18 protein-coding genes are annotated in these 17,659 nt (G+C 73.6%); 5 read left to right on the top strand and 13 right to left on the bottom strand.

What is annotated here, in order from left to right:
* Positions 1-46: 46 nt before the first annotated feature.
* From ACFU7Z_RS18225 to ACFU7Z_RS18235, 3 genes are all read right to left on the bottom strand, one after another.
* Entirely contained in the window at positions 47-580 is a 534-nt protein-coding gene (locus ACFU7Z_RS18225; RefSeq protein WP_049653379.1) for a hypothetical protein, read from the bottom strand.
* Between the two features lie 115 nt (positions 581-695).
* Positions 696-2,915: an ATP-dependent DNA helicase RecG gene (recG, locus tag ACFU7Z_RS18230; protein WP_380778218.1), complete on the bottom strand. Its 2,220-nt coding sequence runs from the start codon at positions 2,913-2,915 to the stop codon at positions 696-698.
* Between the two features lie 56 nt (positions 2,916-2,971).
* Positions 2,972-4,603 (bottom strand): DAK2 domain-containing protein, encoded by a 1,632-nt coding sequence (locus ACFU7Z_RS18235; RefSeq protein ID WP_380778220.1) that lies wholly within the window; start codon positions 4,601-4,603, stop codon positions 2,972-2,974.
* Positions 4,604-4,901: 298 nt separating this feature from the next.
* Here ACFU7Z_RS18235 and rpmB point away from each other — a divergent pair, with 298 nt between their 5' ends.
* Positions 4,902-5,087 carry a 50S ribosomal protein L28 gene (gene rpmB, locus ACFU7Z_RS18240; RefSeq protein ID WP_014138233.1) on the top strand — a complete coding sequence of 62 codons (186 nt, stop codon included), beginning with the start codon at positions 4,902-4,904 and terminating at the stop codon, positions 5,085-5,087.
* Positions 5,088-5,269: 182 nt separating this feature from the next.
* Here rpmB and thiD read toward each other — a convergent pair whose 3' ends face one another.
* The 3 genes from thiD to ACFU7Z_RS18255 form a co-directional block, all read right to left on the bottom strand.
* Positions 5,270-6,067, bottom strand: a complete 798-nt coding sequence (gene thiD / locus ACFU7Z_RS18245) for a bifunctional hydroxymethylpyrimidine kinase/phosphomethylpyrimidine kinase (RefSeq protein WP_049656332.1) — start codon at positions 6,065-6,067, stop codon at positions 5,270-5,272.
* Between the two features lie 23 nt (positions 6,068-6,090).
* A complete protein-coding gene (locus tag ACFU7Z_RS18250; protein WP_049656329.1) occupies positions 6,091-7,116 on the bottom strand; it encodes an ATP-dependent 6-phosphofructokinase in 1,026 nt (341 codons plus the stop codon).
* A 159-nt stretch (positions 7,117-7,275) separates the two neighbouring features.
* Positions 7,276-8,241 (bottom strand): thiamine-phosphate kinase, encoded by a 966-nt coding sequence (locus ACFU7Z_RS18255; protein WP_049656327.1) that lies wholly within the window; start codon positions 8,239-8,241, stop codon positions 7,276-7,278.
* A 207-nt stretch (positions 8,242-8,448) separates the two neighbouring features.
* Between ACFU7Z_RS18255 and ACFU7Z_RS18260 the strand changes: the two genes are divergently transcribed.
* Together ACFU7Z_RS18260 and ACFU7Z_RS18265 are read left to right on the top strand one after the other, a co-directional pair.
* Positions 8,449-8,682, top strand: coding sequence for an Lrp/AsnC family transcriptional regulator (locus ACFU7Z_RS18260; protein WP_049656326.1), 234 nt, complete (start codon positions 8,449-8,451; stop codon positions 8,680-8,682).
* 83 nt (positions 8,683-8,765) lie between these two features.
* Positions 8,766-9,284, top strand: coding sequence for a DUF3515 family protein (locus ACFU7Z_RS18265; RefSeq protein WP_079271902.1), 519 nt, complete (start codon positions 8,766-8,768; stop codon positions 9,282-9,284).
* A gap of 66 nt (positions 9,285-9,350) precedes the next feature.
* On the opposite strand, the gene ACFU7Z_RS18270 is transcribed toward ACFU7Z_RS18265, so the two are convergent.
* The 3 genes from ACFU7Z_RS18270 to ACFU7Z_RS18280 all read right to left on the bottom strand — a co-directional run bounded on the left by ACFU7Z_RS18270 (position 9,351) and on the right by ACFU7Z_RS18280 (position 12,414).
* A complete protein-coding gene (locus ACFU7Z_RS18270; protein ID WP_375877281.1) occupies positions 9,351-10,496 on the bottom strand; it encodes a D-alanine--D-alanine ligase family protein in 1,146 nt (381 codons plus the stop codon).
* 89 nt (positions 10,497-10,585) lie between these two features.
* A complete protein-coding gene (locus ACFU7Z_RS18275) occupies positions 10,586-11,587 on the bottom strand; it encodes an NAD(P)H-dependent glycerol-3-phosphate dehydrogenase (protein WP_375877280.1) in 1,002 nt (333 codons plus the stop codon).
* Positions 11,584-12,414 carry a 1-acyl-sn-glycerol-3-phosphate acyltransferase gene (locus tag ACFU7Z_RS18280; RefSeq protein WP_049656319.1) on the bottom strand — a complete coding sequence of 277 codons (831 nt, stop codon included), beginning with the start codon at positions 12,412-12,414 and terminating at the stop codon, positions 11,584-11,586. Before ACFU7Z_RS18280 ends, ACFU7Z_RS18275 begins: the two co-directional genes overlap by 4 nt.
* A 219-nt stretch (positions 12,415-12,633) precedes the next feature.
* Here ACFU7Z_RS18280 and cofC point away from each other — a divergent pair, with 219 nt between their 5' ends.
* Together cofC and ACFU7Z_RS18290 are read left to right on the top strand one after the other, a co-directional pair.
* On the top strand, positions 12,634-13,326 hold the full coding sequence (gene cofC, locus ACFU7Z_RS18285; protein WP_079271901.1) for a 2-phospho-L-lactate guanylyltransferase: 693 nt from the start codon (positions 12,634-12,636) through the stop codon (positions 13,324-13,326).
* Between the two features lie 98 nt (positions 13,327-13,424).
* The gene (locus tag ACFU7Z_RS18290; protein WP_030257846.1) at positions 13,425-13,646 is read left to right on the top strand and encodes a hypothetical protein; all 222 of its coding nucleotides are present in this window, start codon (positions 13,425-13,427) and stop codon (positions 13,644-13,646) included.
* Between the two features lie 256 nt (positions 13,647-13,902).
* Here the strand turns inward: ACFU7Z_RS18290 and ACFU7Z_RS18295 are convergent, their stop codons facing one another.
* The 4 genes from ACFU7Z_RS18295 to leuC all read right to left on the bottom strand — a co-directional run bounded on the left by ACFU7Z_RS18295 (position 13,903) and on the right by leuC (position 17,370).
* Positions 13,903-14,682 (bottom strand): HU family DNA-binding protein, encoded by a 780-nt coding sequence (locus tag ACFU7Z_RS18295; RefSeq protein WP_380778223.1) that lies wholly within the window; start codon positions 14,680-14,682, stop codon positions 13,903-13,905.
* A 133-nt stretch (positions 14,683-14,815) separates the two neighbouring features.
* Positions 14,816-15,163 (bottom strand): hypothetical protein, encoded by a 348-nt coding sequence (locus ACFU7Z_RS18300; RefSeq protein ID WP_369808362.1) that lies wholly within the window; start codon positions 15,161-15,163, stop codon positions 14,816-14,818.
* Between the two features lie 182 nt (positions 15,164-15,345).
* On the bottom strand, positions 15,346-15,942 hold the full coding sequence (gene leuD, locus ACFU7Z_RS18305; protein ID WP_380778225.1) for a 3-isopropylmalate dehydratase small subunit: 597 nt from the start codon (positions 15,940-15,942) through the stop codon (positions 15,346-15,348).
* A gap of 3 nt (positions 15,943-15,945) precedes the next feature.
* Positions 15,946-17,370 (bottom strand): 3-isopropylmalate dehydratase large subunit, encoded by a 1,425-nt coding sequence (gene leuC / locus ACFU7Z_RS18310; RefSeq protein WP_380778227.1) that lies wholly within the window; start codon positions 17,368-17,370, stop codon positions 15,946-15,948.
* Positions 17,371-17,659 lie beyond the last annotated feature (289 nt).

The raw sequence follows: 17,659 nt of genomic DNA on the forward strand, positions 1-17,659 counted from the left end.
GCCGGCGGGGAATCCCCCACCGGGCCGCGGCCGCGCACTCGGGTGGTCAGCTCGCCTCGGAGCCCGCCGACTGGGCCGGGACGCTCGCGCCGAGCAGGGCCGGCGAGGCGTAGCGGGACCAGGACAGGCAGCCGTCGGGCGGGCAGAACTCGGGGCGGCGCGGGTCGTGCCCGAGCTCGCGCAGCTTGGTCCGGACGGAGTCGGGGGTGCGGCCGAAGCGGGCGGCGATCCGGGCGACGGTCTCGCCGTCGTGGAAGCGCCGGACCAGCTCCTCCTCGTGCTGCGGCACCCAGGGGGCGCCGTGGCCGGGGTACAGCTCGCGCAGCACGTCGCGGTCGGGGATGGGCTCGGAGACGTCGGCGACGATCGCCAGCGCCCGCAGCGCGCGGTTGAGCGCGATCCGCAGCGAGGCGACGTCCTCGACCGGCAGGCGGAGCTTGCCCGAGGCGAGCGGTGCGGCGGCCGCCCCCTCGCGCCAGCCGGTCAGGGTGAGGGTGACCTCGCGGTCGTCGTCGCTGGCGAGTTCGATCCGGAAGACCTTGTCGCCCAGCGGGAGCTCGTTGAGATGACGGAATGCCATGGCTTGACCCCCAAGTGTCGTGCCAGGAACGCACCTTGGGGGCGCGCCCTGAACACCTTCATTCTCTCCCGGGGGTCTGACAATTCCGGGGCCGCGCGGCCCGTCCGGAGGCGGCTCAGCCCTTCTCCATGTAGGCCGCGCGGTCCTCGTCGAGCAGGCTCTCCAGCGCGGTGCGCAGCTCCGGGTGGGCGGCCAGGTCCGGGTCCTCGGCGACCAGCCGGGTGGCCTCGGTGCGGGCGGTGAGGATGACCTCCTCGTCCTCCAGCACCGAGAGCACCTTGAGCGAGGACTTCACCCCGGACTGGGCCTGGCCCAGCACGTCGCCCTCGCGGCGCTGTTCGAGGTCGATCCGGGACAGCTCGAAGCCGTCCAGGGTGCCCGCCACCGCGTCCAGCCGGGCCCGCGCGGCGCTGCCCGCGGGCATCTCGCTGACCAGCAGGCACAGGCCCGGCGCGCTGCCGCGGCCGACCCGGCCGCGCAGCTGGTGCAGCTGGGAGACGCCGAAGCGGTCGGCGTCCATGATGACCATCGCGGTGGAGTTGGGGACGTTGACGCCGACCTCGATCACCGTGGTGGCGACCAGCACGTCCACCTCGCCGGCCGTGAAGCGGCGCATCACCTCGTCCTTGGCCTCCGGCGCGAGCCGGCCGTGCAGGATCTCCACCCGCAGGCCGCTCAGCGGGCCCTTCGCCAGCTTCTCGGCCGTCTCCACCACCGAGAGCGGCGGCCGCCGTTCGTCGCTCTCCGCGCCCGCGTCGGCGACCTCCTCGAAGCCGTCCTCGGCGGCCTTGCGCTTCTTCTTCTTCGGGTCGGCCGCCGGCTCCTCGTCCCCGATCCGGGGGCAGACCACGTACGCCTGGTGGCCCTTGGCGACCTCCTCGCGGACCCGCTCCCAGGCCCGGGCGAGGAAGTTGGGCTTCTCCAGCGCCGGGACGACGTGGGTGGAGATCGGCGAGCGGCCGGCCGGCAGCTGGTCCAGGACGGAGGTCTCCAGGTCCCCGAAGACCGTCATCGCGACGGTGCGCGGGATCGGGGTGGCGGTCATCACCAGCAGGTGCGGCGGCTGCTCGCCCTTGGCCCGCAGCGCGTCCCGCTGCTCGACGCCGAAGCGGTGCTGCTCGTCCACCACGACCAGGCCGAGGTCCTGGAACTGCACCTTGTCCTCGATCAGCGCATGGGTGCCGATGGCGATCCCGGCGTCCCCGCAGGCCATGTCGAGCAGCGCCTGGCGGCGGGCCGGGACGCCCATCGAGCCGGTCAGCAGCACCACCCGGGTGCCGAGGTCGGAGCCGCCGAGCATGCCGCCCTCGGCGAGGTCCCCCATCATCTCGACGACCGAGCGGTGGTGCTGCTGGGCGAGCACCTCGGTGGGCGCCAGCAGCACCGCCTGGCCGCCCGCGTCCACCACGGCGAGCATGGCGCGCAGCGCGACCAGGGTCTTGCCGGAGCCGACCTCGCCCTGGAGGAGGCGGTGCATCGGGTGGTCGGTGGCGAGGTCGGCGGCGATCTCGGCGGAGACCTTCCGCTGCCCCTCGGTGAGGGTGAACGGCAGCCGGGCGTCGAAGGCGTCCAGCAGGCCGCCCTCGCGGGCCGCGCGCGGCTTGGCGGGCAGGGCGGAGTCGGCGGCCCGGCGCTGCGCGAGGGCGACCTGGAGCACGAAGGCCTCGTCCCAGCGCAGCCGGCTCTGGGCGCGCTCGCGGTCGGCGTGGCCGCGCGGACGGTGGATCAGCTCCAGCGCCTCGGGCAGCGGGATCAGGTCGTGCCGCTCGCGCAGTTCGGCGGGCAGCGGTTCGCCGACGTCGCCGAGGTGCTTGGTGAGTGCCGTCTCGACGCAGATCGACAGCTTCCAGCTGGGCATCTGCGCGCTGGCGCCGTACACCGGGATGAGCCGGCCGGCGAACTGCCGCGCGGCGTCGGAGCCGGCGTCCTCGTCGAGCAGCTGGTAGTCCGGCGAGACCAGCTGGCGGGTCCGGTTGAAGACCCCGACCTTGCCCGCGAACAGGCCCTGGGCGCCGGCCCTGAGCTCCTTCTGCCGCCAGCCCTGGTTGAAGAAGACCAGCGAGAGCCGGCTGCGGCCGTCGGTGACGACCACCTCCAGCCGGTCGCCCTTGCGGCCGCGGAACGGGATCAGGGTGACCTTCTCGATCCGGGCCAGCACGGTGACGTGCTCGTCGACCTCCAGCTCGTCCAGGCTGGTGAGCTGGCCGCGCTCGACGTAGCGGCGCGGGTAGTGGTGCAGCAGGTCCCCGACCGTGCGCAGCTTGAGGCTGTCGGCGAGCACCTTCGCGGTGCGGTCGCCGACGAGCTTGGTCAGTGGTTCATCGAGAGCGCCCATCAGCGCCTTGTTTACACCACCGGGCCGACAAACCGGGCCAAGGGCGGCCCCCGCCCCTACTCCACCCCGATGAGCAGCGGTGCCGGTTCCTGCCCGCCGTGGAAGACCACCGCGTCCACCTCGGGCCGGCGGTGCCGGACGTGGGCGACCAGCCGGTGGGCGAGCGCCTCGTCGGTGCCGCCGCCGAGGACCAGGGTGACGAGTTCGCCGCCGGCCCCGAGCATCCGGTCCAGCACGCTCTCGCCGACCTCGGCCAGCCCGGCGCCGATCACCGCGACGTCGCCGTCGATCAGCCCGAGCACGTCTCCGGCCTGGCAGACCCCCGCCATCGTCCAGGACTCCCCCTCGGCGACGGCCAGCTCCGCGTAGCGGGTGGCGCCGGCGGCGGAGGTCATGGCGACCACGTCCTCGTCGAAGCGGCGGCCGCCCTCGTGCACCGCGAGCGCGGCCAGCCCCTGCACCGGCGAGCGGGTGGGCAGGACGGCGATCCGCACCCCCTCCTCGCGCAGCTGGTCGGCGGCGGCCCCGGCGGCGGCGCGCAGCTCGGGGTCGTTGAGCAGCAGGACGACCTCGCGGGCGGCCGAGCGGCGCACCGCGTCGGCGAGCTCGGCGCTGGCCGGCGGGCGGTCCGGGTCGGCGTGCAGGACGACGGCGCCGGCCTGCTCGCAGAGCTCGGCCAGGCCCCCGCCGGAGACCACCGAGAGCACCGCGCGGGCCCGTTCCTCGCGTTCGCCGCGCTCGGCGGCGGTGCCGGAGCGGGCGGCGGCCTCGGCGAAGTGGGTGATCCGGATCTGGTGCGGGCGCCCGGCGCCGACCCCGGCCTCCACGGCGGCGCCCGCGTCGTCCACGTGGACGTGCACGTTCCACAGGCCGTCGCCGCCGCCGATCACCAGCGAGTCGCCGAGCTCGCAGAGCCGCTCGCGCAGCGCGGGCAGCGCCTCGTCGGGGGCGTCCAGCAGGTAGATGACCTCGAAGGCGGGGTGGCCGGGGCCGGGCGGCCGCAGGTGCATCTCGCAGCTCTCCACGGCCCGGACGTCCCCGCGCAGCGCGACCGGCCCCATGGGCTGCTGCCCGGCGACGGCGTCGGCGAGCGCGCCGAGGACGGCCACCAGGCCGCGCCCGCCGGCGTCCACCACCCCGTTCTCGGCCAGGACGGCGAGTTGCTCGGGGGTGTGCCGCAGCGCGTCCCGGGCGGCCCGGTAGGCGGTGTCGGCGACCTGGGCGAGCCCGCCCCCGGCCCGGTGGGCCTCCCGGGCGGCGACCCGGGCGACGGTCAGCAGGGTGCCCTCGACGGGCTCCGCGACGGCCTGGTAGGCGGAGTCGGCGGCCCGCTGCAGGGCGGCCCGCAGCTGTTCGGCGCCGCCGCCCTCGGCGAGCGTCTCGGCGGTGCCGCGCAGCCACTGGGCGAGGATCACCCCGGAGTTGCCCCGGGCCCCGACCAGCGCGCCGCGGGCCATCGCCCGGACCGTCTCGGCCAGCCCGGGGGCCGGGTCGGCGGCGGGGTCGGCGAAGCGGCTCTCCACCTCGGCGGCGGCGGACTCGACGGTCAGGTAGAGGTTGGTGCCGGTGTCGCCGTCCGGGACGGGGTAGACGTTGAGCGCGTCGATCTCCTCGCGGGCCTGGCCGAGCGCGCGCAGGGCGAGCTGGCACCAGGTGCGCACGGCCGGGGCGTCGAGCGTGTGCAGCACCAGGTCTCCTCCGGACGGGACGCCGCGGCGGCCCGGGGCGGTGACGCGGGCCGGGCGGCGGCAAGGGGTGATACCGGCAGGTTATCGGGGGGCGGGGAGGGCCGTCCGGTCCGGCGGGCAGGAGCGATCACTCGGCCGGTCATGGTAGTTTCGTGGGACGGAAGCAAGCGTTGTATGCTCTTCCGGTTGCCTGGAACCGTCCAGGCTCACCCCCTTGTCCGGTCTGGTTCACGCGAGTGTTCTGGTGGCTGAGCGGGGTTTTCGAAAGTATCTGATCTGAAGTCTTGGAGTGACTCCTGTGGCTGCCAACTGCGACGTCTGCGGCAAGGGGCCGGGCTTCGGCAACAGCATCTCCCACTCTCACCGCCGTACCCCCCGTCGTTGGAACCCCAACATTCAGACGGTGCGCGCTGTGATTGGGCGGACGCCGAAGCGGCTCAACGTCTGCACCTCGTGCATCAAGGCCGGTAAGGTCTCGCGCTGACGCGCAGACCGGCATGCCGGTCCTCCAGTGAGCCGGTTCATCCTCGGATGGGCCGGCTCCACTGTTTCCGTGGCCGGTTGCGCCGATTTCCGGACGTGACCGTGGTGGGCGGGCTCCTCTGAGGAGTCCGCCCACCGCTGTTTTCCGGACGTTCCGGATGTTCCGGACGTTCCGGGCCTCCGCTAGCGCCAGCGCCAGGCGTGGTCGACCGGGCCGATGCCGGCGCCCAGGGCGAAGCCCCCGGCGATCGCGCCGGTGATGTACTCCTTGGCCGAGGCCACCGCCAGCGGCAGCGGCTCGCCCTTGGCCAGGCCGGCCGCGATCGCGCTGGCCAGCGTGCAGCCGGTGCCGTGGGTGTGGCGGTTGTCGTAGCGCGGTGCCCGGAACCAGTGCACCTCGTCCGGTCCGCCGTACAGCAGGTCGGCGGCCTCGCCCGGCAGGTGGCCGCCCTTGACCAGCGCCCAGCGCGGCCCGAGGTCGACCAGCGCCTTGGCGGCGTCCAGCATCTGCGACTCGTCCTCGACGGCCAGCCCGGTGAGCTGGGTCACCTCGTGCAGGTTGGGGGTGGCCAGGGTGGCGACCGGCAGCAGCTTCTCGCGGACGGTGGCGACGGCCTCGGCGACCAGCAGCGCGTCCCCGTGCTTGGAGACCCCGACCGGGTCGACCACCACCGGGGCGTCCACCCCGGCCAGCAGTTCGGCGACGGTCTCGACGAGTTCGACCGAGGCGAGCATCCCGGTCTTCACGGCCTGCACCCCGATGTCGTCCACCACGCTGCGGAACTGCGCCCGGACGGCTTCGGCGGGCAGTTCCCAGTAGCCCTGGACGCCGAGCGAGTTCTGCGCGGTGACGGCGGTGATCACGCTCATGCCGTGGACGCCGAGGGCGAGCATCGCCTTGAGGTCGGCCTGGATGCCGGCGCCGCCGCCGGAGTCGGAGCCGGCGACGGTGAGCACGCGGGGGGGAGCAGTCGAAGCCATGGCCCCAACCTACCCGCGCCGTTTCACAGCACCGCTTCGGACTCCGCCCAGCGGTCCTCCGGCACCGTCTTCAGCCGGGTCACCGCGTCGCCGATCGGCAGCAGTTCGATGCCGGTCCGGCGCAGCGCGGTGAAGTGCCCGAACGCCCCCTGGTGGACGGCCTCCACCGCGTGCCAGCCGAACCGGGTGGCGAGCACCCGGTCCCGGGCGGTCGGGGTGCCGCCGCGCTGGACGTGGCCGAGGATGACCGGGCGGGCCTCCTTGCCGAGCAGGTCCTCCAGCTCGTGGGCGAGCCGGTTGCCGATCCCGCCGAAGGTCCGGTGGCCGTACTGGTCGACCTCGCCGTGGTCGAAGCGCATGGTGCCGGGCACCGGGGAGGCGCCCTCGGCGACGGCGATGATGGCGAACTTCTTGCCGCGCGCGAAGCGGTCCTCGATTATCCGGGCCACCGCCTCGATGTCGAAGGGCTTCTCCGGGATCAGGATGCCGTGCGCGCCGCCCGCCATGCCCGCGGTGAGGGTGATCCAGCCGGTGTGCCGTCCCATCAACTCGACCACCATGACGCGCTGGTGGGACTCAGCGGTGGTCTTCAGCCGGTCGATCGCCTCGGTCGCGACGTGCACGGCGGTGTCGAAGCCGAAGGTCACGTCGGTGGCGTCGATGTCGTTGTCGATGGTCTTCGGCACCCCGACGACGGGCAGTCCGGCGTCGCTGAACAGCTTGGCGGCGGTCAGCGTCCCCTCGCCGCCGATCGCGATCAGCGCGTCGATGCCGATCTCCCGGGCGAGCGTCCTGGCGTTCTCCACCGCCCAGGCGATCCGGTCCCGCCGCACCCGGGCCGAGCCCAGGATGGTGCCGCCGAGGGTGAGCAGGCCGGTGACGTCGTCGTGCGTGACCGTCCGGGTGCGGCCCTCGATCAGTCCGAGGAAGCCGTCCAGGATGCCGACGATCTCGTCCCCGTGGACGTCGGTGCCCCGGTGCACCACCGAGCGGATCACCGCGTTGAGGCCGGGGCAGTCGCCGCCGCTGGTCAGTACACCGATGCGCATCTGTGGTGTGCTCCCGCTCGCAGTGGTTCGGGCCGCCCGCGCCGGACGGGCGGGCCGGGGTGTCGCAAGCCTACGCACAACGCACCCGCGAAGCCCGTCCCCCGCGCACCGGAGCGTCACGCGCCGCCCGCCGTACGGGGATCGGCGCGCGGCCGCGCGCTACTCGGCGAAGTGGTCCCAGCCGCCGACCCGGTCCCAGGGCGCGCCGTCGACCGTCACCCGGCCGCTGCGGCTGCCCGTCGGGCGGCCGGTCACCTCGCCCACCACCCGCCAGCGGGCCGGGAGTTGGATCCCGCGCGGGAAGGTGGCGACGATCGCGTGGTCCTCGCCGCCGGAGAGCACCCAGACCAGCGGGTCCACCCCGACCGCCTGGCCGATGTCGGCCATCTGCGCCGGGACGTCGAAGTCGGCGGCCTTGAGGTCGATGTCCACCTCGCTGGCCCGGGCGACGTGGCCGAGGTCGGCGACCAGCCCGTCGCTCACGTCGACCATCGAGGTCGCGCCCAGGTCGGCGGCCGCCGGGCCCGCGTGGTACGGCGGTTCGGGCCGGCGGTGCGCCTCGACGAAGGCGCGCGGGGAGCGGAAGCCGCGCTGGAGCACGGTCAGGCCGGCGGCCGACCAGCCGAGCCAGCCGGTCACCGCGACCACGTCGCCGACCTGCGCGCCGGAGCGCGTCACCGGCGCCCGCCCCTGGAGGTCGCCGAGCGCCGTGATGGCCAGCGTGACGGTGTCGCCGCGCACCACGTCGCCGCCGACCACCGTCGCCCCGGCCACCTGGCACTCGTCGCGCAGCCCGTCCATCAACTCGGTGGCCCAGGTGGTCGGCAGGTCCGCGGGGGCGACCAGGCCGAGCAGGATGGCGGTCGGCACCGCCCCCATCGCGGCCACGTCGGCGAGGTTCTGGGCGGCGGCCTTGCGGCCCACGTCGTAGGCGGTGGACCAGTCCCGGCGGAAGTGCCGGTTCTCGATCAGGACGTCCGTGGTCGCCACCACCCGGCCGTCCGGAGCCCGTACCACCGCGGCGTCGTCACCCGGGCCGAGGTCGACGGCATCGGTGAGCGGTACCCGGGCGGTCAGCTCCCTGATGAGGCCGAACTCGCCGAGCTCGCCCACGGTCCCCTGCATCTGCCGTCCTCTCGCGTTTCCATCCGATTCGGTCCCCGTCGCGCTCCCCCGCGCGCAGCGTACGCCCTTCGGGAGCATCGAGGTCTCCCCTCCCCGGCCCGCAGCGCGGTAGCGTGGTGATCAGACTGCCGGTGAGCCCACCCACCCACACACCTGACCGGGCGATCACGGCGGCTATCCCCCCTAACCGGCCGCCGGGAGGTCCCCGTGGTACAGGCATACATCCTGATCCAGACCGAGGTTGGCAAGGCCACCGCCGTGGCCCGGACCATCGCCGGGGTCCCCGGCGTCCTGAGCGCCGAGGACGTCACCGGCCCCTACGACGTGATCGTCAAGGCCGAGGCCGAGACGGTGGACGAGCTGGGCCGCATGGTGGTGGCCCAGGTCCAGAAGGTCGACGGCATCACCCGCACGCTCACCTGTCCCGTGGTGCACCTGTAGGCCGGTGCACCCGTGAGCCGGTGTGCCCGGGAGCCGGCGCACCGGCCCGTACCTGCCGTCCGGGCCCCGGCTACCATCGGCGGGTGGCCAGAGAACTGCGCGTCCCCGAGGCGCTGACCGCCCTGCCGGCCCCGGTCCGCTGGCTGGCCCTGCCCGTCGCCCTGACCTGCGCCGTCGTCGCGCTGGTCGGCAGCTGGAGCCCGGCCGATCCGGCGGTCGAGGTCCCGCAGCCGACCGGCCGGGCGGCCGGGTACTGCCGGGCGCTCGCCGCCGCGCTGCCCGCCGACCTGCTCGGCCACGCCCGCCGGGACCCGTCGCCCGCCTCGCCGTACGTGGCCGGCTGGGGCGACTCGCCCCGGACGGTGCTGCGCTGCGGCATCGACCGGCCGGAGGAGCTGGACGGCGACCACGCCTCGGACTGGTCCCCGAGCGTCGACGACGTCACCTGGTGGTCGCAGAAGCTCGCCGACGGCGGCTACCGCTTCGTGACGACCATGCGCGCCGCCTACGTCGAGGTGACCGTCCCGGCCGGGGCCGCGAAGAACCCCTTCGACCCGGCGGCCGCCCTGAGCGGCGCGGTCAAGGCCAACGTCCCGGGCTGAGCCGAACGGGTCCCCGACGCACCGAGGGCGGGCCGGGAAGCTCCCGGCCCGCCCTCCGCACGTTCGCTAACGGAGCCCGGTCGAGCGCCGCAGCGCCGTCGCGAGCAGCCGGTCGATCAGCTCCGGGTACGAGACCCCGCTGGCCTCCCACATCTTCGGGAAGGCCGAGATCGGGGTGAAGCCGGGCATGGTGTTGATCTCGTTGATCATCCAGGTGCCGTCCTCCAGCAGGAAGAAGTCCACCCGGGCCAGGCCCTCGCAGCCGAGCGCCTCGAAGGCCTCGACCGCCTGGCGCTGGATCTCGGCGAGCTCCGCGGCGGTGAGGTCCGCCGGGATCTTCACGTCCGAGGAGTCGATGTACTTGGCCTCGAAGTCGTAGAAGTCGAAGCCCTCGCCGACCAGGATCTCGCCGGCCACGCTGGCCCGCGGGCCGTCCTCGAACTCCAGCACGCCGCACTCGATCTCGCGGCCGGTCACGCCCGCCTCGATGATCAGCTTGGGGTCGTGCCGGCGGGCCTCCTCGATCGCCGCGTCGAGGTCGGCCAGGTCCTTCACCTTGGTGATGCCGATGCTGGAGCCGGCCCGGCAGGGCTTCACGAACAGCGGCAGGCCCAGCTCGGCGGCCCGCTCGCGCACCGCCGCGCGGCCCGCCTCGGTCTCCCAGTCGCGCGGCCGCACGATGGTGTAGCGGCCGACGTCCAGACCGTGCGAGGCGAGGATCCGCTTGGCGAACTCCTTGTCCATGCCGGCCGCGCTGGCCAGCACGCCGTTGCCGACGTACGGGACGCCGGAGAGCTCCAGCAGGCCCTGGAGCGTGCCGTCCTCGCCCCACGGGCCGTGCAGCAGCGGGAAGACCACGTCGACCTCGCCGAGGGCCTTGGGGGCGCTGCCCGGCTCGGTCAGGACCACCTCGCGGTCGCCCGGGGCGACCGGCAGCGCGACCTGGCCGTCGACGCCCTCGGCGACGTGCGCCACGTCCGGCAGCTTCCCGTCGGTGATGGCCATCCGGGCCGGCTCGTCGCTGGTCAGCGCCCAGCGGCCCTCGTGCGTGATGCCGATCGGCAGCACGTCGTACTTGTCGCGGTCGATCGCCCTGAGCACACTGCCCGCGGTGGAGACCGAGATCGCGTGCTCGGAGCTGCGCCCGCCGAAGACCAGCGCGACGCGCGGCTTCCGGTCGGACCGGTTCGGGGAGGACTGTTCGATGCTCATATCGGGTTTGAGACTACCGTGCGAGGCCGTTCCGGGAAGTCAGCGGCGCCGCACCCTCGGCGCCGCCGCTCCGGTCAGCGCCGCTCGGGTCAGCGCCGCTCCGGCTTGGCCGAACGCGACATCAGCGCCCGCAGCGCCTCCTGGGTCGGCCGCCCGTTGTGCACCACGTCCACCACGGCCTCGACGATCGGCATGTCGACCCCGTTGCGCCGGGCCAGGTCCAGCACCGACTCGCAGGACTTGACGCCCTCGGCGGTCTGCCGGGTGGCCGCGCGGGCCTCCTCCAGCGTCATGCCCCGGCCCAGGTTCATGCCGAAGGTGTTGTTGCGGGACAGCGGCGAGGAGCAGGTGGCCACCAGGTCGCCCATCCCGGCGAGCCCCGCGAAGGTGTGCGGGTCCGCGCCCAGCACCTCGCCGAGCCGGGTGGTCTCGGCCAGCCCGCGGGTGATCAGCGTCGCCTTGGTGTTGTCGCCCAGCCCCATGCCGGCCGCCATGCCGACCGCCAGGCCGATCACGTTCTTGACCGCGCCGCCGAGTTCGCAGCCCACCACGTCGGTGTTGGTGTACGGCCGGAAGTACGGCGTGTGGCAGGCCGCCTGGAGCCGCTTGGCGACCGCCTCGTCGGAGCAGGCGACCACGCTGGCCGCGGGCTGCCGGTTGGCGATCTCCTTGGCCAGGTTGGGCCCGCTGACCACCGCGACGCGCTCCTGACCGACCCCGGTGACCTCGTCGATCACCTCGCTCATCCGCTTGGCGGTGCCGAGTTCGATGCCCTTCATCAGGCTCACCAGCACGGTCTGCGGCTCGATCAGCGGCGTCCAGGCGGCCAGGTTGTCGCGCAGCGTCTGCGAGGGCACCACGAGCACCGCGAAGTCGGCGCCGGCCAGCGCCTCGGCGGCGTCGGTGGTGGCCCGGACGGTGTCGGGCAGCCGGACGCCCGGCAGGTAGTCCGGGTTCTCGTGGGTGGAGTTGACGGCGTCCACCAGCTCCTGGCGGCGGGCCCAGAGCACGACCTCGCAGCCCGCGTCGGCGAGCACCATCGCGAACGCGGTGCCCCAGGAGCCGGTTCCCATCACGGCGCAACGGGTCACTTGCCGGCCTCCTCGGTGCCCTTGCCCGGCTCGCCCTTGGCGCGCCGGCGCTCGGCCAGCGCGGCCGCGGCGCGCTCCCGGGCGGCCTTGCGCATGTCGTAGCGCTCGGCCGGCGGCTCCTCGCCCCGGACTTCGGCCAGCACGGCGGTGATCGCCGTCATGATGTCCTCGGTCGCGTCGGCGAGCACCTGGGCGGTGAGCTCCTGCCCCTGGTACCGGCTCAGGTCCACCGGCGGCCCGGCCGCGACGGTGACCCGGTGCCGCGGGAACAGGTTGAACCGGCCCTTCCCGAAACCGGGACGGCCGTACGGCGGGATGATCTCGTGGGCGCCCCAGTGCGCGACCGGGATGACCGGCGCACCGGTCATCAGCGCGACCCGGGCGACCCCGCTCTTGCCGGTCATCGGCCACAGGTCGGGGTCCCGGGTGAGCGTTCCCTCCGGGTAGAACTGCACGCACTGGCCGCCGTTGACCGCGTCGATCGCGGCCCGGAACGCCTGCGCGGCGTCGGTGGACTCGCGGAACACCGGGATCTGGCCGGTCTTGCGCAGCATGAACCCGATGAAGGGGACGGAGAACAGCGAGGACTTGCCGAGAATGCGCGGCGGACGCCCGCTGTTGTACTGCCAGTGCGCGTAGATCACCGGGTCGATGATCGAGTTGTGGTTCACCGCGGCGATGAAGCCGCCGTTCCTCGGAACGTGCTCCCAGCCCCGCCAGTCGGGCTTCACCAGGGCGGTCGTCACCGGCTTCACCAGCACGGCCGCGAAGCGGTACCAGATGCCGTAGTCGGCGTTGCCGAACTTGGCGTACGAGCGGCGGGCCACCCCAGCTCCTTCTCATCCGATGCGGCACGGATTACCGCGGTCATGGTGTCCCGGTGCCGCGCACCGCTTCCGCCGGTGCCCGGGCCACGGGCGCGGAACAGTGTCGCCCGCCCGCTCACCGGCTGTCGAGCAACCGCGCCAACCCGCCCGGCGGGCGTGATCAAACGCACGTCCGCACAGCTCGAACGGCCTGGCGAGGGCTCCGGGACCGGCGCCAGAATGACGCCGGTGACCCAGGACACCGTACGCCCCAGTGAGCCCGTCGCGCCCCCCGCACCCACGGCCGGCTGGTCGCTGGTGCTCCCGCTCAAGCCGCTCGCCCTGGCGAAGAGCAGACTGGCCCCGTACGCCGGGCCGCACCGGGCCGACCTGGCGCTGTCCTTCGCCCTGGACACCGTCGCCGCCGCCCTGGCCACCCCGGACGTCGACCGGGTCCTGGTGGTCACCCGCGACGCCGAGGCCGGCGCCCGGCTGGCCGCGCTCGGCGCCCTGGTGGTCGCCGACGAGCCCGGCGGCGGCCTCAACCGGGCCCTGGCGCACGGCGCCGCGGCCGCCCTGGCCCTGGCCCCGCGGGCCCCGCTGGCGGCGCTCTCGGCGGACCTCCCGGCGCTGCGCCCGGCCGAACTCACCCGGGTGCTGGGCGCGGTGCCGCCGGACGGCCGGGCCTTCCTGCCGGACTCCCCCGGCCTCGGCACCACCCTGCTCGCCTGCGCCCCCGGCCGTCCGCTCTCCCCCGCCTTCGGGGACGGCTCGCGGGCCCGGCACGCGGCCGGCGGCGCGCTCGAACTGCGCCTGCCGGACGTGGAGTCGGTGCGCCGGGACGTGGACACCGGGACGGACCTCGGCGAGGCCGCGGCGCTCGGCCTCGGCCCGCACACCAGCGCGCTGTTCGCCCGCCTGAGCCTGCGCTGAGCCCGCCCCGGCCCCTCCCGCGAAAGGCCCCCGGACCCCGCCCGGCCGGTGCCGACCTGCTCCCCGGCCCGGGCGGGGCCGCTCGCTATGCTGCTCGCATGCAGGCCACCGCGTTCACCTTCGACCCCGCCACCCGGGCCGGCTCCGTGCTGCTCGACGACGGGACCCCGGTGCCGTTCGACGCGGCCGCCTTCGACGCCGGCGGCCTGCGGCTGCTGCGCCCCGGGCAGCGGGTGCGGATCCGCACCGAGGGCACCGGAGAGGCCCGCCGGGTGGTCTTCGTGACGCTCCAGACCTTCCCCGACCCCGCCGAGGGCTGACGGCCCCGCCGGGCTCCGCCGAAGCCTCCGGAACCTTCGGGCCCGACCGACCCCGACCGACCCCGACCGGCCCCGCCGAGGACCGGCCCGCACCCCGCCACCCCGCCCGGAACGGCCCCGCGCCGACGCACGCCGCGGATTCCTGACTAAGCGCCCGGAAATCGAAAGAGCCGCGGCGACCGGTCTCCGCGAATTCACGGGAGGGGGGGTGCCGCGGCTCTGGGCCGAAGGCCGTCCGAAGACGGTCGCGCGGGACTTACTTGGCAGAGGTCTTGCGCGCGGTGGTCTTGCGGGTGGCGGTCTTCTTCGCCGGCGCCGTCTTCTTGGCGGTGGCGGCCGCCTTCTTGGCGGTGGCCGTGGTCTTCTTGGCGGCGGCCGTGGTGGTCGCCTTCTTCGCCGCGGCCGTCTTCTTGGTGGCGGCGGCCTTGGTCGCGGTGGCCGTGGCCTTCTTGGCGGCCGTGGTCTTCGCAGCCGTCGTCTTCGCGGCGGTGGTCTTCGCGACGGTGGTCTTCGCGGCGCTCTTCTTGGCGGTCGCCGTGGTCTTCTTGGCGGCGGCCGTGGTGGTCGCCTTCTTGGCGGCGGCCGTGGTCGCCGTCTTCTTGGCGGCGGCCTTCTTGGTGGCCGGGGCGGCGGCAGCGGCGGCGGCGGCGCGCTTGGTGGCGGCACGCTTGGCGGCCGGGGTGGCGGCCACGCCGCTCTTGCCCGGGGTGAGGGAGCCCTTGGGGGCCTTCTTCACCGAGGGGCCTTCCTTCGGCAGCTTCTTGCTGCCGCTGACCAGGTCCTTGAAGCCCTGGCCCGGACGGAAGCGCGGGACCGAGGTCTTCTTGACCTTGACGCGCTCGCCGGTCTGCGGGTTGCGGGCGAAGCGCGCGGAGCGCTCCACCTTCTCGAAGGTGCCGAACCCGGTCACCGAGACCCGGTCACCGGCCACAACGGCACGGACCATGGTGTCGAGCACTGCGTCGACGGCCTCTGCGGCAGCCTTGCGACCGCCCAGCTGCTCGGCCACCGCTTCGACAAGCTGAGCCTTGTTCACGTCTTCCCCTTCGGAAACGGGCGCCGGATGATTCCATCCGTTCTTTTCGCACGTTAGGTATGTATCTGCGGACTTTCAATTACCAAACGCGCGAATCACCCTAGTGTCGCAATGGATTTGCGCGTCGGCGACCTCAGTCGAGCGGCGGGGGCCCCTCGTCGAGGTCATGTACAAAGCGACTCAACCGCCTTGCCGCCTCCGGAAGATCGCGCTTGGCGGTCTCGGTGACGATGAGGAGTTGACGGGTGAGAGCGGTCTTTGCATCGGCAGACACGTTCAGCGCATGCACGCGGGCGTGAGCTTGCTTCAACCGCTCGGCCACAAGCGCGTAGAGCGCTACGACTTCCTGGTCGTCCGGCCCCTCAGCTGGTGCGGAGGTGACGTCCGGCCGGTCGTCAATTCGGCGTTCGGATGGCCGGCCCATGGAGTCCTCAGTCGCGGGTTCGCCGCCCGCGTACGGAGGTTCATGGTGCCGGTGCATGTACTGATTGTGCCATCTACCCGCAGTTGTACTTGCGCGGGCCCCTCTTCCGCAAAGCCAAATGGGCAATCCGGGGCGGACCCCGGCGCTAACTCGTGCTCCGGAACGACGGATGGCCCGGCCCCCCCGAGGGGGGCACGGGCCACGCGGTGGATCGTCAGAATGCTTGTTCTGAGGGGAACTCAGGCGACCGGCAGAGCACGGGGCTTGAAGGCCGGACGGGTCTCCTCGAAGGCCGCGATGTCGGCCTCGTTCCGCAGCGTGATGCTGATGTCGTCCAGCCCGTTGAGCAGCCGCCACCGGACGTTGTCGTCCAGTTCGAAGGCCGCCGTGACGCCTTCGGCCCGTACTTCGCGCGCCTCCAGGTCGACGGTGATCTCGGCCGAAGGGTCACTCTCCGTGAGCGCCCAGAGCCGCTCCACGGTCTCCTGCGGCAGGACGACCGTCAGCAGGCCGTTCTTCAGGGAGTTGCCCCGGAAGATGTCGGCGAAGCGCGAGGAGATGACCGCGTGGAAGCCGTAGTTCTGGAGCGCCCAGACGGCGTGCTCCCGGGAGGATCCGGTGCCGAACTCGGGACCGGCCACCAGGACCGTGGCGCCCTGCCGCTCGGGCCGGTTGAGGATGAACGACTCGTCCTTGCGCCAGGCTTCGAACAGGCCGCCCTCGAAACCGGATCGGGTGACCTTCTTGAGCCAGTGGGCGGGGATGATCTGGTCGGTGTCCACGTTGCTGCGGCGCAGCGGGACGGCCCGGCCGGTGTGGGTGGTGAACTTCTCCATGGCTCAGGCCTCCACGGGAGCGACGTCGGCGGTCAGGTCGGAGGGGGACGCGAGGCGGCCCAGCACGGCGGTCGCGGCGGCGACCTGCGGGGAGACCAGGTGGGTGCGGCCGCCCTTGCCCTGCCGGCCCTCGAAGTTGCGGTTCGAGGTGGAGGCGCAGCGCTCCCCCGGGGCGAGCTGGTCGGGGTTCATGCCCAGGCACATCGAGCAGCCCGCGTGGCGCCACTCGGCGCCGGCCGCGGTGAACACCTTGTCCAGCCCCTCCTCGACGGCCTGGAGCGCGACCCGGACGGACCCGGGGACGACCAGCATCCGTACGCCGTCGGCGATCCGGCGGCCCTCCACGACGGCCGCGGCGGCCCGCAGGTCCTCGATCCGGCCGTTGGTGCAGGAGCCGACGAAGACCGCGTCGACCTTCACCTCGCGCAGCGGGGTGCCGGCCTCCAGGCCCATGTACGTCAGGGCGTTCTCGGCGGCCAGGCGCTCCTGCGGGTCGGCGAAGGAGGCCGGGTCCGGCACGTCGGAGCCCAGCGGGGCGCCCTGGCCCGGGTTGGTGCCCCAGGTGACGAAGGGGGTCAGCTCGCTCGCGTCGATGAAGATCTCGTGGTCGAAGACCGCGTCCTCGTCGGTGCCCAGGGTCCGCCAGTACGCGACGGCGGCGTCCCAGTCCTCGCCCTGCGGGGCGTGCGGGCGGCCCTGGAGATAGTCGAAGGTCGTCTCGTCGGGGGCGATCATGCCGGCCCGGGCGCCGGCCTCGATCGACATGTTGCAGACGGTCATCCGGGCCTCCATGGACAGGCTCCGGATCGCCGAACCGCGGTACTCCAGGACGTAGCCCTGGCCGCCGCCGGTGCCGATCTTCGCGATGACGGCCAGGATCAGGTCCTTGGCGGTGACGCCCTCGGGCAGTTCGCCCTCGACGGTGACCGCCATGGTCCGGAACGGCGCCAGCGGCAGGGTCTGGGTGGCCAGCACGTGCTCGACCTGGCTGGTGCCGATGCCGAACGCCAGCGCGCCGAAGGCGCCGTGGGTCGAGGTGTGGGAGTCGCCGCAGACCACGGTCATGCCGGGCTGGGTCAGGCCGAGCTGCGGGCCGACGACGTGCACGACGCCCTGTTCGACGTCGCCGAGCGAGTGGATCCGGACGCCGAACTCGGCGGCGTTCCTGCGCAGGGTCTCCAGCTGCACCCTGGAGACCGGGTCCGCGATCGGCTTGTCGATGTCCAGGGTGGGGGTGTTGTGGTCCTCGGTGGCGATCGTCAGATCGGTGCGGCGGACCGTACGGCCGGCCAGCCGCAGCCCGTCGAAGGCCTGCGGGCTGGTGACCTCGTGGAGCAGGTGGAGGTCGATGAAGAGGAGGTCGGGTTCGCCCTCCGCGCGCCGCACGACGTGGTCGTCCCAGACCTTCTCTGCGAGTGTCCGTCCCATCGGATTCCCTCCAGCCGGCCGCGTTGCCGGCCTTCTCGTGTCGTCGAGGTCAAAGCGTGTGCGCCGCCCTGAGACTCCCGGGCCGCTCCCGTCCAGAGTGGCGCTTTTCGCCGGAGATTGAACTTGTGTCTCGCGGAGTGAGATCGCGGTCTTAGCGCATGGACAGTGCGCGACCCCCCGTCCGCCCCCGGCCGGCCGGGCCCCGCAGGGGCTCGGCGGAGGCTCGGCGAGGGCTGCCCGAAGGAGCCTCCAGAGGCCCCCGAGGGGGGGTCGCGCGGAGGCCTCACGG

The organism is Kitasatospora sp. NPDC057518, from assembly GCF_042802075.1.
Classification (GTDB): Bacteria; Actinomycetota; Actinomycetes; order Streptomycetales; family Streptomycetaceae; genus Kitasatospora.